Genomic DNA, 17345 nt, shown 5'->3' on the forward strand with positions numbered 1-17345 from the left:
CGGTCAGTGGCTGAACCCTTGCCTGCCGGGCCCTCGGGCCAGGCGGCGTCTGTTTCGTTCAGGGTTTCCACGCCGTTGTCCCAGCCGGTGACCCAGCCCTTGCCCGTCCGGGACCGGCCAGCCCGTGCGGCGTCCGCGGCGGCAATGGCCTGGTTTCGGGTGCGGTCTACGGTACCGGCGGCGAGGACCTGCAGGTACTCCATGGACCGGGACGCCTCCTCCACGGTGCCGGCGAAATTGGCGGCCTCGACATAGTCGGCCGCGGCGAGCATCGCGGGCGCGGCAGCGGCGGCAGCAACCAGCAGCCTATTAATTTCCGTCAGGCTCAGCGGCGCGTCAGGACCCGGCACGGTGGCCGGGGCGAGCGGCTCAGCAACGTGGGTCGCCACGGTGGCCGGGGCTTGGGGCCCAGCGTCATCCGTCCCAGCATCGTCCGGCCCAGCAGCGTCAGTGGAGACCGTGCCGGGAATGACGCGAAGGTGACCGGTCAGACTATGACCAGCGTCGTCGTCGTACGCCTGAGGATCACACGAGGGACTGCCACCAGCCCGCGTCAGCACGGCGGTCGAACCGCCGAACTGCGCAAGCTGATCCCCCATGGCCACCATAGGACAACTCTGCCAAAGACCACTGACATTCCTGCCCGCCAAGAACGCTATGTGGAAAACTGCGTCCGCCCTTGAGAGAGCAGAAAAAAAGCGCGCCCCGGGCCGCGGGCTGGAACCCGAGGCCGGGGCCTGCAAGGAGCTGTCAGTCCTCCGCAATCACCGCAACACTGCCGGCTGGCACAACCCCGTCAAAGCGCTGGCCGGACAGCAGGTCCACGCCGGATGCCTGGACAGCGCCGGAAGAACGGGTGTGGTTGATGGCGAACAGGAAGCTGCGGCCGTCGTCGGAACGCCGTCGCGTCAGCTCCACTCCCGGGTCGGCCGCTGCAACGGGCGCAACGCCGGACTCCTCCAGCAGCCGGTCCACGAGCGACTCGATCCCGTCCCGGTCCGGGAACGTGGCAAGGTACCACGCCGCGCCGGAGCCCACGGTACGCCGGGTCAGCGAGGGCACGCCCTCCAGCGGGTACTCCGTGAAGGTCTGGACCGCTTCGGCGCCGGCAAGGTGGACGTGCTCGCTCCAGGTAGAAGAGACACCGCCGTCGCTCAGTTTCAGCTGGCCGCCGGCAAGCAGCGGGTGGAATTCCTCGACGCGCACGCCCAGCAGCTCGCGGAATGCGCCCGGGTAGCCACCCAGCCGCACGTGGTCCTTCCCGTCCACAATCCCGCTGAAGTAGCTCACCAGGACGGTTGCGCCGGCAGAAGCAGCAGCTGAAACATTCGCGGCGGCCTCATCGGTGACTGAGTAGAGGGTGCACACCAGGACCAGGTCGTAACCTTCAAGCGAGGCCGACGGATGCACCATATCCACGGACACCCCCCGCAGGAACAGGGACCGGTGGAAGGCCCGCAACACGTCCAGGTACTTCACGTCCTGGCTCGGCTTGGAATCGATTTCGCTTGCCCACCAGGCCTCGTAGTCGAACACTATGGCAACACGCGATTCCACCCGCGAACCGCGCACCGGGGCCAGTTGCTTGAGGGCGGAGCCGAGGTCCACCACCTCGCGCCACACGCGGGTATCGCGCCCGCCGTGCGGCACCATGGCCGAGTGGAACTTCTCCGAGCCGGCAAAGCTCTGCCGCCACTGGAAGAACATCACGGCGTCCGCGCCGCGCGCTACATGAGCCAGCGAGTTGCGCAGCATCTCACCCGGCATTTTCGGCTGGTTGCGCGGCTGCCAGTTGACGGCCGACGTCGAATGTTCCATCAGGATCCAAGGGGCACCTCCCGCAATGCCACGGGTGAGGTCCGCGCTGAACGCGAGTTCGATCTGCCGCTCCGGATCGGCGGCCACGAGGTAGTGGTCGTTGGCAATGACGTCCAGGTCCTTGGCCCAATCAAAGTAGTCCATGGACTTCGTGGCGCTGGATGCCATCAGGTTGGTGGTGCAGGGGACCCCGGGTGTGACCTCGCGCAGGACGGCAACGAGTTCGCGGTAGTAGTCCATGAGCGCCCAGGAATTGAAGCGCTGGAAGTCCAGCTGCTGGCCGGGGTTCAGGGTGGACGGCGCGACGGCGGGTGGCAGGATCTCCTCGAACGAGCCGTAGTTCTGGGACCAGAATGCCGTACCCCAGGCCGCGTTGAGCACGCCGATGTTCCCGTACCGGCGCTCCAGCCACGTCCGGAAAGCCGCAGCGTCCTCCTCGCCGTAAAACTCGGAGACGTGGCAGCCCAGTTCATTGTCCACGTGCCAGAGCGCCAGGGCCGGATGATTTTTGTAACGCTCGGCCAGCACACGCGTGATGCCGGTGGCGTAGCGGCGGTAAATGGCCGACGACGGCGAGTAGTGCCGCCGGGAGCCCGGTCCCAGCACGGTTCCGTCCGCCGTGACGGGCAGGATTTCCGGATGCTTGCGTACCAGCCACGCCGGGGGAGCGGCCGTGGCAGTGGCCAGGGCAACCATGACGCCGATTCCGGCGAGGTTGTCCATCACCTCGTCCAGCCAGCCGAAATCGTACTTGCCCTCTTCCGGTTCCAACAGCGCCCAGGAGAAAATCCCCACACTGAGGAAGCTCACGCCCGCTTCCTTCATAAGTTCCAGATCCTCCAGCCGGACGCTGACCGGCCACTGTTCCGGGTTATAGTCGCCCCCATAGGCGATACCTTCGATGTTGTTCCAGACGCTGGCCGGGCTGGAGGTTTCCTGCAAAGTCATGGGACTCCTATGTCTGCTTGGAGGATGGAATAGGCCCGAAAACCAGATCTTTGGAAAACGCTTGCCCATTTCCGGGATTGCGGATATTGTATCGTTTCAGAAGCCGTGTAAGCCAGCTCACTACTCACGTTGTAGATTTGGGCGACGGGATTGCACACATCGAGCAAGGAGGCTCCCATGATCAACAGAAGGCATTTCCTCACCACCGTAGCCGTAGGAACCGCATCTGCCGCAGCACTGGCGGCCTGTGGAACGGGCTCCGGCACGAGCGCCGGAGAGACGGGCTCCGCGGAAAACCCTGTCACCATCAACTACACCTGGTGGGGCAACGACGACCGCGCTGAGCGCACCCGCAAGGCGATTGCCCTGTTTGAGTCGAAGAACCCGGACATCAAGGTCAACGGCAACTTCACCGACTTCGCAGGCTACTGGCAGAAGCGTGCCACCGAGGCCGCCGGCGGCGGCCTGCCGGACGTTATGCAGTGGGACCTCTCCTACCTCCGCGATTACGGCCAGCGCAACCAGCTCCTGGACCTGGGCACCGTCAACATCAACACCGATGCCTTTGAGAAGTCCCTCCTGCCCTCGGGCCAGATCAGGGGCAAGACCTACGGCATCCCTACCAGCACCAACGCCTTCGCCGTCTATTACGATCCTGCCAAGCTGGCTTCCCTGGGCATTGCCGAGCCGACCGGAAAGTGGACCTACAAGGAGTTCAACGACTTCCTGACCGAGGTGGGCACCAAGAGCAACAGCGCACTCTTCGGTTCAACCGACTACACCGGAGTGTGGTGGATGTTCAACATCTGGCTCCGCCAGAACAACATCGAGGCCTTCACCGAGGACGGCAAGCTCGGTTTCAGCAAAGACGACATGAAGAAGTGGTGGAACCTCACCGCTGGCCTGCGCGGCACCCCCGCCATCATCACCGAAGAGCGCGTCACCCAGCTTGCCCCCAAGTCACCATTCGGTTCCAATGTCACCGCGACCGAAGTCACCTGGGACAACTTCATGGCTGGCTACCTTGCGGACAGCGGCGCGAAGGAGCTCAAACTCGTGCCGGTCCCCTCTGACGACCCTGACAACCTGGGCCTGTTCCTCAAGCCGTCCATGCTGATGGTGGCCAGTGCCAAGACCAAGTTCAAGGACGCCGCTGCCCGCTTCATCGACTTTATGGTCAACGACCCCGAGGTGGGCCAGATTTTCAAGACCTCCCGCGGCGTCCCGGCCTCCAAGACCCAGCGTGACGGCACCACCTTCGAAGGCACGGACAAACTCGTGGTGGACTACGAGAAGTCCATCGAGCAGTACCTCAAGGACGCTCCCGAGCCGCCCATCGTGGGTTTCGGTACCCTCGAGGCTTCCTTCAAGCGGGTTGCCTCCGACCTGAACTACGGCAAGCTGACCATCGACGGCGCAGCCGACGCATGGTTCAAGGAAGCCGAAGACCTCATCAAGCAGAACGCCTGATTCAGGCCCAACTGACGGATTGAACTCGTGACTCAAAGCCCAACAACGAGCAGGCGTTCGGCGCAGTCCGACTCCACGCTGCCGCGCAAGTCGCGGCAGCGTGGGGGGGACGCCCGCGCCGGCTACACCTTCCTGCTGCCCTGGCTGCTGGGATTCATCATCCTGACCTTGGGTCCGATGATTTCCTCGCTGTACCTGTCCTTCACCAACTACAACCTGTTCGATCCGCCCAAGTGGATCGGCCTGGACAACTACACCACCATGTTCCAGGACGAGCGGTTCCTGCAGTCGGTGGGGGTGACCGTGGGCTACGTGGTCTTCGGTACCCCGCTCAAGCTCGCCGCCGCCCTGGCGGTGGCAATGCTGCTGAACAGCGCACGCCGCGGCCAGGGTTTCTACCGCTCCGCGTTCTACGCACCCTCCCTGATCGGCGCGTCAGTGTCCATCGCGATCGTCTGGAAGGCCATGTTCGGCGATTCCGGCCCGGTGGACCAGGGCCTGTCGCTCTTCGGCATCAACCTCGGCGGCTGGGTGGGCAACCCGTCCATGACCATGCCGATGTTCATCCTGCTGACGGTTTGGCAGTTCGGCGCCCCGATGGTGATCTTCCTGGCCGGCCTGAAGCAGATCCCGGCAGACCTTTACGAGGCGGCGTCCATGGACGGTGCCGGCCCGGTGCGGAAGTTCTTCAACATCACCTGGCCCATGCTCTCTCCGGTGGTCTTCTTCAACCTGCTGATGGAAACCATTCACGCGTTCCAGATCTTCAGCTCGGCCTACATCATCTCCAACGGTGAAGGCGGCCCGGCCGGCTCCACCCTCTTCTACACCCTCTACCTCTACCTGCGGGGCTTCAGCGACTTCCGGATGGGCTACGCCTCGGCCATGGCTTGGCTGCTCCTGATCGTCGTGGGCATCCTCACCCTGGTCATCTTCAAGACCTCCAAAGGCTGGGTCCACTACAGCGGAGACGCAAAATGACAACCACAGCAACCCCCCAGTCCACCATGGACGCCCAGGTGCCCCACTACAACCCCAAGTCCGAATCGGTCGGGGCCAAGCGGGCGAAGAGCACCCTCTTCCACATTGTTGCCCTCGCCCTGACGGCAGTGGTCCTGTACCCGGGCCTGTGGATGATCGCCTCCTCGTTCAAGCCGAACTCCGAGATCGGCGGCGGGAACACCTCGCTGTGGTCGGCCAACTTCAGCCTGGACAACTTCGTCACGGCCATGGAGGGCATCGGCGGGGTATCCACCCTGCAGTTCTTCACCAACTCGCTGGTCCTGGCCATCGGCGCCGTGGTGGGCACCATCCTGTCCGCGTCCGTCTCCGCCTACGCGTTCGCCAGGATCAAGTTCCCCGGCCGTAGCATTTTCTTCGGCATGATGATCGCCACCCTGCTGCTGCCGTTCCACGTGGTGATCATCCCGCAGTACATCGTGTTCCAGCAGCTCGGCCTCATCGACACCTACGTGCCGCTGTTGATCGGCAAATTCCTCGCCGCCGACGCGTTCTTTGTGTTCCTGATGGTCCAGTTCATGCGCAACCTCCCCGGTGAACTGGATGAGGCGGCAAGGATCGACGGCGCCGGGCACGTCCGGATCTTCACCTCCATCATGCTCCCGCTGATGAAACCGGCGCTGATCTCCACCTCGATCTTCTCCTTCATCTGGAGCTGGAACGACTTCCTGGGCCCGCTGCTCTACCTGAACACCCCGGACAAGTACCCGCTGCCGCTGGCGCTGCGGCTCTTCGTGGACCAGACCCAGAGCTCGGACTACGGCGCCATGATTGCCATGTCCGTCCTGGCCCTGCTCCCGGTCCTGATCTTCTTCCTGGTCTTCCAGCGCTACATCGTCGAAGGCGTCTCCACCCAGGGCCTCAAAGGCTGACGGAAGAACACAACAGAAAATGAGCATCATGGACAGCACCACACCCGCCCCCAACCACCATGAACCCGTCCCGGTGAACCGCTTCGCGCTGTTCTCCGAGACCCTCCTGGCAGGGGTGCTGGTGCTGGTGCTGTCCATCCCTTTGGTGACGATCCCTGCCGCCTATGCGGCGGGGACCGCCCACCTGGAACGGCACCTCGCCGGCCGCGACGATTCCGTTCGCGGCCTCTGGGGCACCTTCAAGGCTGCCCTGCCCGGCAGCTGGAAGCTTGGCATCACGACGGCGGCAGCCGCCGTCGTGATTGTCCTTAACCTTTTGCTCGCTTGGGTGGGGCAGCTTCCGGGGCGGGAAGTGGTCCTGCCGGCCACCCTGATCCTCGCCGCCGCGGGAGCCATCCTGCTCCTGCGCACCACCGCCGCCTGGTCCGACTACGCCGGCGCCCACACCGGCGCCGACGCCAAAACCGGCAACGCGGCCTGGCGCTCCGCACTCGAGACCGGCCAGGCGCTCTCCCTCAAAGACTGGACCGGATCCCTCCTGCTGGCCGCCGCGCTCTTCGGGGCCGTGGTGTTCGTCTGGATGCTCGCGGCGCTCTTCGTGGTGGTCCCCGGCACCCTGATCCTCGCCGCCGCAGCAGTCAAACTTCGCTCCACCCGCGCCTGAAGCACCACCTGTTTTCCTGGTTCTGCCCGTCACTAATGTGAGTTGAGTCCGACGTGTCTTCCGACCGCCAGCGTTCCGAACAGTCCCTCCGTTCCCCGAAGAACCAGCCGGCGTGGTACCAGCCCCTGAAACAGCGCAACTACCGGCTCTTCCTGGTCCTGGTATTCACCGGCAGCGTGGGGGTGTGGATGCAGCGGCTCGCCCAGGACTGGCTGGTGCTGCAGCTGACCGGCAGCCCCGCCGCCGTGGGGGTGGCGGTTGCCCTGCAGTTCCTTCCGATGCTGATCGTTGGCCCACTCAGCGGCCTGCTGGTGGACATGTTTCCAAAGCGCCGCATCATGCTGGTCTGCCAGTCGGTCATTGCTTTCCTCGCCCTGGGTTTGGCTGCGTGGGCCGCGAGCGGAACCATCACCGTGTGGGCCGTTTATGCCAGTTGCGTGGCCCTCGGCGTGACCTCAGCCATCAACCAGCCCGCCATGACAGTGTTCGTCAATGAGGTTGTGGGTGACGCTGCGCTCAGGCCCGCCATCGGAATCAACAACGCGATCGGCCAACTCGGCGCGATGGCAGGACCGGCCCTGGCTGGAATAGTGATCGCGCACGTCGGCTCGGCCGCAGCGTTTGCCGCCAACTCACTGCTGGGCCTGTTGGTGCTGTGCCTGATCGCCGCCATCCGTCCGGCCGAATTGCACCCGGGTATTCCCGCGGCGCGCGGGCGGGGCCAGCTCCTGGCCGGGTTCCGCTACGTCAAGGACCGGCCTTCCCTGCTGCTGATCATTGCCCTGGCCGGGCTGCTGGGGATGTTCGGGATGAACGGGCCGGTGGTGCTGGCAGCCTTTGCGGAACGTGTGTGGCACAACGGAGTTGAAGGGTTCGGCCTGTTCAACACCGTGAGTGCCATTGGGGCCCTTGCCGGTGCGTTGCTCGCCGCCCGCCTGCGGAGCCTGGGCCGGAAGGGGATCGTACTGGCGGCAGGCCTCTTTGGGCTCTCCCAGCTGGTTGCGGCCCTCATGCCCAGCCTCATCCTGTTCATGGTGATGCTGGTGGTGGTGGGCCTGATGACCCTGCTGTTCCTGACCAGCGCAGCCACGGCCGTGCAGCTGGAGGCCGGCCCGGAGATCCGCGGCCGGGTTATGGCCCTCTACCTTCCCTTGCTGCTGGGAGGCCACGCCCTCGGCGGGCTGCTGGCCGGCTGGCTGACGGAGCAGTTTGGCGTGCGGCTGGGGCTAGTGGCCACCGGCGGGCTTGGCATGCTGTCCGCCGTGGTGATCGGTGCCCTGCTGTGGCGGAACTCCCGCAGGAGCCAACCCGCCTGACCTCTCCCAACTGAGTAGCACTGGATGTCGTTTTGAGGGTTCAAACCATACTTGCTGCTACCTGGTTTGCAGGGGTGAAGGGTCCGCCGCCGGCGTGAATGTCCAGGCGCCGGCGTGGATCCGGAAGTCCACCTTTTGCCCCCTGCCGGCCGTGCCGCCGTCGGGAGTCATGCCCGCTGTCGCTGCACTTTCCGTACTGATAGGCTCGACGGCGGCCTCCGCCGTGGGGCCTTGGATCCGGTAACTGCCGGCGGGCAGGCGGACCACCGCGGTGGCTCCGGCGGGCACGGTGCACTCCAGCTGCACCCGGGCGGCGGTCCGGTTCCAGCTGACCTCCACGCTGCCACTGCCCGCGGGAACTGTTCCACGGGCATGTTCCAGCCGGCATAGCGGCGGTTCGACCAGGAGTTCCAGGCCGCCGGCCGAGGCGTAGCGGACGCCGAGCAGGTGTTCGAGGATTTCCTTGACCACGGAGGCCGACCAGGCATGCGACTGGCTGTAGTCCGAGCCCTCGGCCAGGTCCCAGGCCTCCCAGGTGAAGGTGGCGCCGCGGTCCAGGAGCCGTGCCCACCCGGGCTGGTCCTTGTTGGTGAGGAGGTCCAGGACAGCATCGGTCTGCCCCTGGGCCAGCAGCGCCCGGACAAGCCGGTGCACCGTCAGCGGCCCCTGTCGCATGCCCATGGCAGCAATCCGCCGGGCATCAGCATGGGCGTGCTCCGCGGCGGTAATTCCCAGGGACAGCGGGAAGGACGTTGCGTGCTGCGACGCGTGGGGGCTCGGTGTCCCGTCCCCATGGAGGCCATCCACCATCACGCCGTCCACGCGGAGGCGGGTGCGGATGGCGTCGGCGAGGGTGCGCGCCTGCCGGGCATACCCGACGGCGTAATCCTCCTGCCCGGCCAGGGCGCAGAGCCGGGAGGTGGAGATGAGAGCGGAGTACGCCTGGGCGTTGACGGTGGTCTTGGCGGCGCAGTCCATGTCGTAGCCGAAGCGGCCGGGCGCAGGCCAGTCCACGATGCCGTGGAGGTAGGGGCCGGAGCCGCCACCCAAGCGGGTGACCAGTCCCGCCGTCGGGCCTTCCGCCGAAATGTACCGCAGCGCGTAGTCCGCCGTGTCGCGAAGGTGCGGCAGCAGGTCTGCCATCAACGCGAGGTCTCCGGTGCGGCGGTAGTACTCCTCGGCCCACTCCGGGACCATGAGGGAAAAATCGGGGATGTCGCGTTTTCCGTCGCCGTTGGGATAAACGGCGTTGTAGCGGCCCTTGTCGTCGCCGTCCGCCCAGTAACGGGCCGCGGACCAGCCAAACTCCCGCAGTGCCTGGGCGGTGTACGCATGCTCGCCGAAAAGGGACATGGTGGCATAGGAGATGTTGACGGCGTCGGCAAGGAACTGGCCCTTCTCCCGCGTGGGTGTGTCCACGAACTGCTCCTGCACCCCGTAGAGCGCCGAATCCCGCAGCAGCCGGAACACGGCGTTCAGCGTGTCATCGCTGCTGCTGAAGCCTCCCTCGCCGGGGTGCCGGCCGTGGACCACCACGGCGCCAACCCGGGACAGGTCCGCCGCGTCCACCCCGGGCAGCTCCAGGTACCGGAAGCCCAGGTGGACCGTGGCCCGGTACTGCTGCGGGCCCGCCGCCTGGGTGTAGGGGAAGGACATGTCGGTGTTCTGGCTCGCCGTTTTGCCCGCGTCCACCCTGCCAACGGAGTCCAGGACGTAACCGGCCCGGATCATCACGGTGCGGCCGGGCACTCCGTCCAGGAAGTCCACCTCGGGCCGGCCGGGAATGACCTGGCCGAAGTCCGCCACGAGGGTCCCGTCGTCGGCCGTCAGGAACGTTTGCGGCGCCACAAACTCCTCCGCCAACTGCGTCCGGCGCGGATGCAGGGCGGGAAACCCGGGGCAGGGGTGGCTGCCGTAACTCAGGGCCGGCGGCATCTGTTCGACGGCGGGCAGTGCCGCTGCGGCCAGCCCGTCCAGGTGCTCCACGGGATCGCCCTCGTCATTGCGGTAGCCCGACTGCCGGTAGGGTGCCTCCGCCGCCAGCCAGTCCGGACCGGAAGCGAAAACCTCTCGCCGTCCGTCCGTGTAGTCAACGCTGAGGCGGACCAGCAGGCCGGGGAGCCCCGCGGCGCGGCCCTGCCCCGGGCCGTACCAGTGCAGCAGCGCGGTCAACGGCACCTCAATGTCCTGCCCCGGTGCCGCTCCGGCAGCCGTCGCGTCCGAAAAAGCCCCGGAGAGGAGGCCCGTGACGTCTGCGGCGTCGTAATATCCCTCGCCGGGATAGCCAAAGGAGGTGGTGCTGAGGCAATGGGTGCCGGCCAGGGAAACCTGGGCATGATGGTTGGCCGCCAGAAAGACACGGGCCCGGGACACCATTCCGGTGAGCCGTATGGCGGTGCTGAACAGCGTCCACTCGTCCGGCTGCCGGTGGGCTGTGGTGCCGGCCCAGTGCGCAAGATAGGCGGCGGCAAGGTCCGCGCCGGCATCGAACTGATGGTCAAGGAACGGCTCAGCGGGGTTCCCGCCGGAGGTGTCAGTGACGCGGAGCGATGCATATTCGGCCTGGCTTCGGGGCCCCTGGTGGAGGGCCAGCCGGCCCTGCCCGCCGGGAGCTGCTGGCTCCTTCCACGCCAGGAGCTCGACGCCGTCCACGGCAACGGTGATGGTTGCGCCGTCGTCCGTCACGTCCAGGTCCCGCCAGTTGCCCTCCGGGCGTGCCTGCGCGCTGGCCAGGATCCCGGTGGCGGGGGCGGACGGCGCGGGAATTTCCCACGCCGCGGCGTGCCGCAGCACTACGTCGCCGCCGGCACTGAGTTCCAGCAGCAGACCGGTTCCCGGACCGGAACTGCGAAGGATGATCCCGGCCGCGCCCATCACCGGGCGGACGCGGGCGTGGAGCCGGACATGGCGAAGCGGTGGGCAGGGGATCGGCAGGAAGGGCGTGCCGGCCACCCGCAGTGAGGAGTCCAGGACCTCCAGCGGAGCGCGGCCGCCCGGCGCGCGGTGCACCCAGTCCGCTCCCCAGCCTGCGCCAGAGAGCCCGGTGCTGAATTGCTGCGGCGCGGACCAGGAGCCCGGCAGGCCTGCCGCGTCCCACACCCGGACCCGCCACGCATAGTCCGCGTCGTCGTCGAGCGCTGGTCCCGCATAGGCTGCACAGGCGGGGGAGCTGGAAGCAATCCGTCCTGAGCTCCACAGCGGCCGCCCCGCGTTGTCCTCAACCACGATTTCGTAGCCGGTCTGGCGGGCCCGGAATGGATCCGAGTCCTCGGGCTGTCCGAGCTGCCAGCTGAAAGAAGGGCGCGGGCCGGCCGTGAGACAGGGGGAGAGGCCGTCCGTCTGCAGGGTGGTGGCCTGCAGCTGCCCTTCAACACTCACGGTGGAGAGCTGCCCGGTCAGCTGGTGCACGGACATTCAGGACGCCGGCAGGTTGAAGACGTGAGGGGCAGAGGTGGCCCAGGGGAGTCCGAGTTCGCTGAAGGTGGCATGCTGCCCGGCGGCCCGTTCCAGGGCCTCCTCGATGCCGGCGACCACTGCGTGCGCCGCATCTTCCGTGCCCTGCCAGCGGACGTGCGCCTCAGCGACGGGCGCCGGCAGCGGGGCGGTGCGGATGGCTTCCAGGACGAGCATAAAAGCGCCGCTGTCCAGGAGCGGGCTGATGAGCGGAGCCCCGCCGGTCCGGTGGTCCAGGAGGTTCTCCGTGAGGTCGTCCCGCCCGAAGGCTTCCTCAGAACGGCCGGCGGCGGTTTCCACCGTGAGGCGGTCCTCGGTGTAGTGGAAAATGGCAGTGCCCTTGGAACCCTGCAGGGTCACGTAGGGTTCCACGGATTCGCTGGCACAGAGTGTCAGGGCACACGTGATGGGCAGCCCCGAGCTGGTCCGGATCCGGATCACCGAGGTGTCGTCGGACTCGATGCTGTTGGCCCGGTACAGCTCGGTTTCCAGGGATGCGATATCAGCCGTGGTACGTGCCCCGGCAATCCTCAGCGCTGTTGCCACCGCATGGGCCAGGGGGTTGGTGGCAACGCCGTCAACAACATCGACGCCATCGATGGTGCGTTTGCCCGCCCAGCGGGACCGCTTGTAGTAGGCCCGGTCCCGGACCCAGCGGCCGGTGGCGGAGATGCCCTGCAAGGTGCCGATGGTTCCGTCCGCGAGGAGCTTTTCGATGGCCTTCAGCGCGTGGGAACCCAGGCTCTGGAAGCCGATCTGGACACTCCGGCCGTTGGCTGCCGCTGCTTCGCCAAGCCGGGTGAAGTCCGCGAGCGATGCGACCGGCGGCTTTTCCAGGTAAAGGTCGGCGGCGGTGGCCAGTGCTGCCAGGCCCAGCGGGGCATGGGTCTGGATGGGGGTGGCGACAATAATCAGATCCAGCCCGCTGGTCTCGGCGAGCAGTTCGGCCAGCCCCGGAAAGACAGCGGCTGTTGCCGGGACTGAGCCGGGAGCCGGGGGATTGGGGTCTGCAACGGCAACAAGGCGTACGACGCTGGCGGCCTGCAGGCGTTCCAGGTTCCGCAGGTGGTGGGTGCCGAAGCCGTGGACACCTACCAGCGCCACCCTTGCTGCAGGCGCTTCGGTGCGCTCCATGAGAGGCTGGGCGGCAGCCTGGGCGGCGGCAGGTGCGGGGTTGCTTGAGTCTCGGGGCTGGGCCCCGGCGACGGTGCCGGCTGGCGTTCCCATGGTGCTCCATTCCGCCCGGACAGGGCAGGGTATTCCTCGGCCCGCCGAGGAGGGCAAGCGCTTTCCGCTTCTCAGTGTGCGCCACCGCAGTCCCCGGCGTCCAGTTATGTAACGATTCAAAAAATGGCTTGACCTACCCTCGGGACGGGGTCTAGATTTCGAGAAACCGATTACTTACGTGACGGGGACCACTGAAGTCCCGTTTCTGCAACGATGGAGAACCGAAGGGAGCCGTGCCATGTCCACGTCGTCATGGAGCGCCCGCGCATACTCGTTCTTTGACACCCTGCTGTGGATCGCCTGCCTGAACATGCTGTGGCTCGCCTTCACCCTCCTGGGCCTCGGCGTCCTGGGTGCGGGACCAGCCACCGCGGCCGCGCAGGTCCTGGTCCGAAAGAGGGCCACCGGCGATACTGCCCGCCTGCTGCCCGGTTTTGCCCGTGAGTACTTCCGCAACTTCGTCCTGGGCAATGCACTGGCTTTGCCCATCATGGGAGTGGCCGTGGCCCTCGCCATGAACTGGAACTACTTTGCCGGCAGGGGCGACCTGCTCTCCCAGCTGGCTGCTGCGGCCACCTTTGTCGGAGCCATCTTTGTGGCCGGCACCGTGTGCTACCTGTTTCCCATGTTCGCCAGGTACCGCCTTCCCCTGGCCCAGTACTTCCTGATGGCGTCACGCTTCGCCCTTCGGCAGCTCGCAGGCACCGTTATCCTGCTGTTCGTGTCCGCAGCCGCGGTGTACGCCAGCGGTGCAGTGCCGGGCCTGATCCCGTTCTTCAGCATCGGAGCCTGGCTCTTCCTCACCGGCTGGCTGTGCGACCGCTTCTTTACTGCCAACGATGACGCCATGGCCGCGCTGGCGGAGCAACAACAGACTTCTGCCCTCCCCGGCAGCAGACCCGCCGGCACCGGCCGTCCGCTGCACGGCGCACTTGAAACCGCGAACGGCTGACGCCCCGGCCGCACTCAAAGGCGGCTGAACCGCAGGATGCCCACCTGCTCAACCCAACAAGAACTGACCTGCTGCTGCCCGGGCTCAACGCTGCCTGGACGCAGAGAAACCAACCCCGAAGAAGTGGAAAAGGAACCAAATGATCCGCAGGAAAATCTCCCTGGCCGCCGCCGTCGTCACCGCGACGGCCCTTACCCTCACGGCATGCGGCGGGGGTGAAACACAGTCCGCAGATATCACGACGGTAAACATCATGGCTCCTTTCCTCGAGGCGCAGCCGCCGTCCGCGGACGGCGCCGTCCAGAAGAAGCTCGAGGAACTGACGGGCAAGGACGTCAACATCACCTGGGCTCCCAACGCCTCATACGAGGACAAAACCAATATCACGCTGGCCTCCTCGGAAATCCCGCACGTGATGGTCATCCAGGGCAAAACGCCAGGCTTCGTCAAGAATGCCGAAGCCGGTGCGTTCTGGGACCTGACGGACAAGCTGGCTGAGTATCCGAACCTGAAGACCACCTTCCCGGACATCCAGCAGAACGCAAGCATCAACGGCAAGGTCTACGGCGTGTACCGCGGCCGCGCCCCCATGCGGGCCGCCGTGATGTTCCGCCAGGACTGGCTGGACAAGCTGGGACTCGAGGCGCCCAAGACCACCGAGGACCTGTACGAGGTTGCCAAGGCATTCACCGAAAAGGACCCGGACGGCAACGGCCAGAACGATACCTGGGGCATCACCATCCCCAAGTGGGGCGCACTCGGAACCAACAGCCCGTACGACTTCATCGAGACCTGGTACGGCGCCGGCAACCGCTGGACCGAAAAAGACGGAAAGCTGATCCCGAGCTTCGAGACCGAGGAATTCCTCGAAGCCAACCGCTTCGTCAAGAAGATGGTGGACGAAAAGCTCATCAACCCGGACTTCGCCACCTTCGACGGCACCAAGTGGAACGAACCGTTCTTCAACGGCAAGGGCGGCATCATTGTCGATGTCGACTCCCGGGTCAGCGTCCTCATCAACCTGTTCAAGCAGGCAGATCCGGCCAGCTTCGACAACAAGGTGGGTTTCGTAGGCAACCTCGAAGGACCGGACGGCAAGCTGAACGCCCACCCCACCGACGGCTACTCCGGCTTCCTGGCCATCCCCAAGTCCAGCGTCCGCACCGAAGCTGAACTGAAGACCGTACTGGAGTTCCTGAACACCATGAACGGCAAAGACGTGGCCGTGCTGATGAACAACGGAATCGAAGGCGTGAACTTCACCCTGGAGGACGGCAAAGCCGCCACCATCAAGCCGGAGACCGAAGAAGCCAAAGCAGTCAACACGGACATCAAGAGCTACGCCCAGCTGGGCATGAACGTTGCCGGAAACACCTTCCACCCGGTCAAGCAGGCCACCGACTACGAACAGCAGGTCTTCGACAAGCGCACCGAGGTTATGGCCGAAGATCTCAAGAGCGCCGTCTACAACCCCGCCGCGCCCTTCGTCTCCGCCACCTATGTATCCAAGGGCGCGCAGCTGGACAACATCGTGGCTGACGCCCGGATTAAGTACCTCGCCGGCCAGATCGACGAGCAGGGCCTGAAGGACGCCATCAAGCTGTGGAACACCAGCGGCGGCGACAAGGTCAAGGAAGAAATCAACAAGCTCTGGCAGGACACCAAGTAAATGACAGCCCCTGTCATTGACCCCAAAGCCGGGGAACGGGTGCAGCCTCCTGCGTCCGTTCCCCGGAAGCGGGGCAGGTTCTCCGTCCACTTCGCGCACTACAAGTGGCTGTACCTGCTGCTACTGCCCGGCGTGGTGTACTTTGCCGTGTTCCGCTACGGACCCATGTACGGGGTCAGTATCGCCTTCAAGGACTACGTCCCGTTCCTTGGCGTCAACGCCAGCCCGTGGGTGGGTTTCCAGCACTTCCAGGACTTCTTCGCCAACCCGGACTTCCCCCGGCTGCTGGGCAACACCCTGATCCTGGCGTTCCTGAACCTGGGCATCGCGTTTCCGCTCACCATCGTCCTGGCGCTGCTGCTGAACGAGGTGCGCCTGAGCATCCTCAAACGCACTGTCCAGACCCTCGTGTACATCCCGCACTTCCTGTCCTGGACCATCGTGGCGTCGCTGAGTTTCCTGCTCTTCGCCCTGGATTTCGGCCCGCTGTTTTTGTTCCTGAACTCGGTGCTGGGCACCAACATCGACTTCCTGTCCGATCCGAACTGGTTCCGGCCCCTGATTGTGCTGCAGGAAATCTGGAAGAACACCGGCTGGGGCACCATCATCTTCCTCGCCGCACTCGCCACCGTGGACCAGGACCAGTACGAGGCAGCGATCATAGACGGCGCCGGCCGCTTCCGCCGGGTCTGGCACATCACGCTGCCCGGGATCCGGTCCACCATCATCGTGATGCTGATCCTGGCGATCGGGCAGATGCTCAACACCGGCTTCGAGCAGATCTACCTGATGACCAACGCCCTGAACCGGTCCGTGGCCGATGTGTTTGACACTTACGTGTACTTCGTGGGCATCACCCAGGGCGCCTACAGCTACTCCACCGCCGTCGGGCTCTTCAAATCCCTGGTGGGCATCGTGCTGATCTTCGGCACCAACGCCCTGGCCAAACGCTTCAACCAGAGCGGACTGTTCTAATGAAGATTCACAACACCACCGGCGGGCGGATCTTCGATGCCGCCAACTACGTTTTCCTGTCACTGATCGGCATCATCACCCTGCTGCCGTTCATTTACGTGATTGCCGGGTCCTTCGCCAACGAAGCGGAAATCACCCGGCGGGCGTTCTTCGTCTGGCCCGAGCAGTTCACCCTGGGCTCCTACGAGTACATCTTCTCCACGCCCGCCTTCATCCGGGCGCTGGTGACCACCGTCCTGGTTACGGCCGTCGGCACCCTGGTCCAGCTCGCCTTCACGGTCACCATGGCCTACCCGCTGGCCAAGAAGACGCTCCGGGGGCGGAACGTCATCATGTCGCTGGTGGTTTTTGCCATGGTGTTCTCCGGCGGCATGATCCCCACCTTCCTTCTGGTGAAGGACCTGGGCCTGCTGAACTCCTACTGGGCCCTGATCCTGCCGGCGGCGATCAACCCGTTTAGCCTGATCATCATCAAGAACTTCTTCCAGGAACTTCCCGCCGAGCTGGAGGAATCGGCCAAGATGGACGGCGCCACCGAGATCGGGATCCTCTGGCGGATCCTGCTCCCGCTGTCCAAACCCGTCCTGGCCACGTTCGCCCTGTTTTACGCCGTGGGGATCTGGAACGACTTTATGTCGCCGCTGCTCTACCTCAGTGACAACTCCAAGTGGACCCTGCAGATGTACCTGCGCCAGGTCACCGCCGCGTCCGACCTTTTGGGCACGGGCAACGTGGACCCCGCCTACATCCCGCCCGAACAGGGCATCAAGTTCGCGGTAATCGTGGTGGCCACCCTGCCCATCCTGATCTTCTACCCGTTCCTGCAGAAGCACTTCGCCAAAGGCATGCTCATCGGCTCCGTCAAGGGCTGACCCACCCTCGCTTGCGCTGTCACTTCTGGTCCCCAAGCCGGCGTTTTAGGGACCACAAGTGATAGGTCAACGGTGCATCCAACAGAAAG

The 17345-nt window shown here is 65.3% G+C and carries 12 protein-coding genes and 1 pseudogene; 9 read left to right on the forward strand and 4 right to left on the reverse strand.

All coding sequences use genetic code 11. The annotated features are described in order from the left end of the window. Both ACFVYC_RS10050 and ACFVYC_RS10055 read right to left on the reverse strand, forming a co-directional pair. Positions 1-608: pseudogene (locus ACFVYC_RS10050) on the reverse strand (HNH endonuclease); the annotation flags it as partial. 142 nt (positions 609-750) lie between these two features. Continuing rightward, entirely contained in the window at positions 751-2766 is a 2016-nt protein-coding gene (locus tag ACFVYC_RS10055; RefSeq protein WP_387549460.1) for a beta-galactosidase, read from the reverse strand. A 177-nt stretch (positions 2767-2943) separates the two neighbouring features. Here ACFVYC_RS10055 and ACFVYC_RS10060 point away from each other — a divergent pair, with 177 nt between their 5' ends. The 5 genes from ACFVYC_RS10060 to ACFVYC_RS10080 are packed head-to-tail and all read left to right on the forward strand — an operon-like array spanning position 2944 to position 8108. Continuing rightward, complete coding sequence (locus ACFVYC_RS10060; protein WP_387549461.1) at positions 2944-4236, forward strand: ABC transporter substrate-binding protein; 1293 nt, start codon at positions 2944-2946, stop codon at positions 4234-4236. A 27-nt stretch (positions 4237-4263) separates the two neighbouring features. After that, complete coding sequence (locus ACFVYC_RS10065; RefSeq protein WP_387549463.1) at positions 4264-5217, forward strand: carbohydrate ABC transporter permease; 954 nt, start codon at positions 4264-4266, stop codon at positions 5215-5217. Continuing rightward, on the forward strand, positions 5214-6128 hold the full coding sequence (locus tag ACFVYC_RS10070; protein WP_387549465.1) for a carbohydrate ABC transporter permease: 915 nt from the start codon (positions 5214-5216) through the stop codon (positions 6126-6128). The genes ACFVYC_RS10065 and ACFVYC_RS10070 overlap by 4 nt, the downstream gene beginning before the upstream one ends. Positions 6129-6147: 19 nt before the next feature. Further along, positions 6148-6792, forward strand: a complete 645-nt coding sequence (locus tag ACFVYC_RS10075; protein ID WP_387549466.1) for a Poxvirus protein I5 — start codon at positions 6148-6150, stop codon at positions 6790-6792. A gap of 53 nt (positions 6793-6845) precedes the next feature. After that, positions 6846-8108, forward strand: coding sequence for an MFS transporter (locus ACFVYC_RS10080; RefSeq protein ID WP_387549467.1), 1263 nt, complete (start codon positions 6846-6848; stop codon positions 8106-8108). 57 nt (positions 8109-8165) lie between these two features. Here ACFVYC_RS10080 and ACFVYC_RS10085 read toward each other — a convergent pair whose 3' ends face one another. After that, a complete protein-coding gene (locus tag ACFVYC_RS10085) occupies positions 8166-11522 on the reverse strand; it encodes a family 78 glycoside hydrolase catalytic domain (RefSeq protein WP_387549469.1) in 3357 nt (1118 codons plus the stop codon). Next, positions 11523-12788, reverse strand: coding sequence for a Gfo/Idh/MocA family protein (locus ACFVYC_RS10090; RefSeq protein WP_387549471.1), 1266 nt, complete (start codon positions 12786-12788; stop codon positions 11523-11525). A 238-nt stretch (positions 12789-13026) separates the two neighbouring features. Between ACFVYC_RS10090 and ACFVYC_RS10095 the strand changes: the two genes are divergently transcribed. From ACFVYC_RS10095 to ACFVYC_RS10110, 4 genes are all read left to right on the forward strand, one after another. After that, a complete protein-coding gene (locus ACFVYC_RS10095) occupies positions 13027-13740 on the forward strand; it encodes a YesL family protein (RefSeq protein WP_387549473.1) in 714 nt (237 codons plus the stop codon). 139 nt (positions 13741-13879) lie between these two features. Continuing rightward, positions 13880-15409, forward strand: a complete 1530-nt coding sequence (locus tag ACFVYC_RS10100; protein ID WP_387549475.1) for an extracellular solute-binding protein — start codon at positions 13880-13882, stop codon at positions 15407-15409. Next, the gene (locus ACFVYC_RS10105) at positions 15410-16384 is read left to right on the forward strand and encodes an ABC transporter permease (protein ID WP_387549477.1); all 975 of its coding nucleotides are present in this window, start codon (positions 15410-15412) and stop codon (positions 16382-16384) included. Next, the gene (locus tag ACFVYC_RS10110) at positions 16384-17256 is read left to right on the forward strand and encodes a carbohydrate ABC transporter permease (protein WP_387549478.1); all 873 of its coding nucleotides are present in this window, start codon (positions 16384-16386) and stop codon (positions 17254-17256) included. The genes ACFVYC_RS10105 and ACFVYC_RS10110 overlap by 1 nt, the downstream gene beginning before the upstream one ends. The last annotated feature ends 89 nt before the right edge of the window (positions 17257-17345 follow it).

It is taken from the genome of Pseudarthrobacter sp. NPDC058329 (genome assembly GCF_042879835.1).
GTDB lineage: Bacteria > Actinomycetota > Actinomycetes > Actinomycetales > Micrococcaceae > Arthrobacter.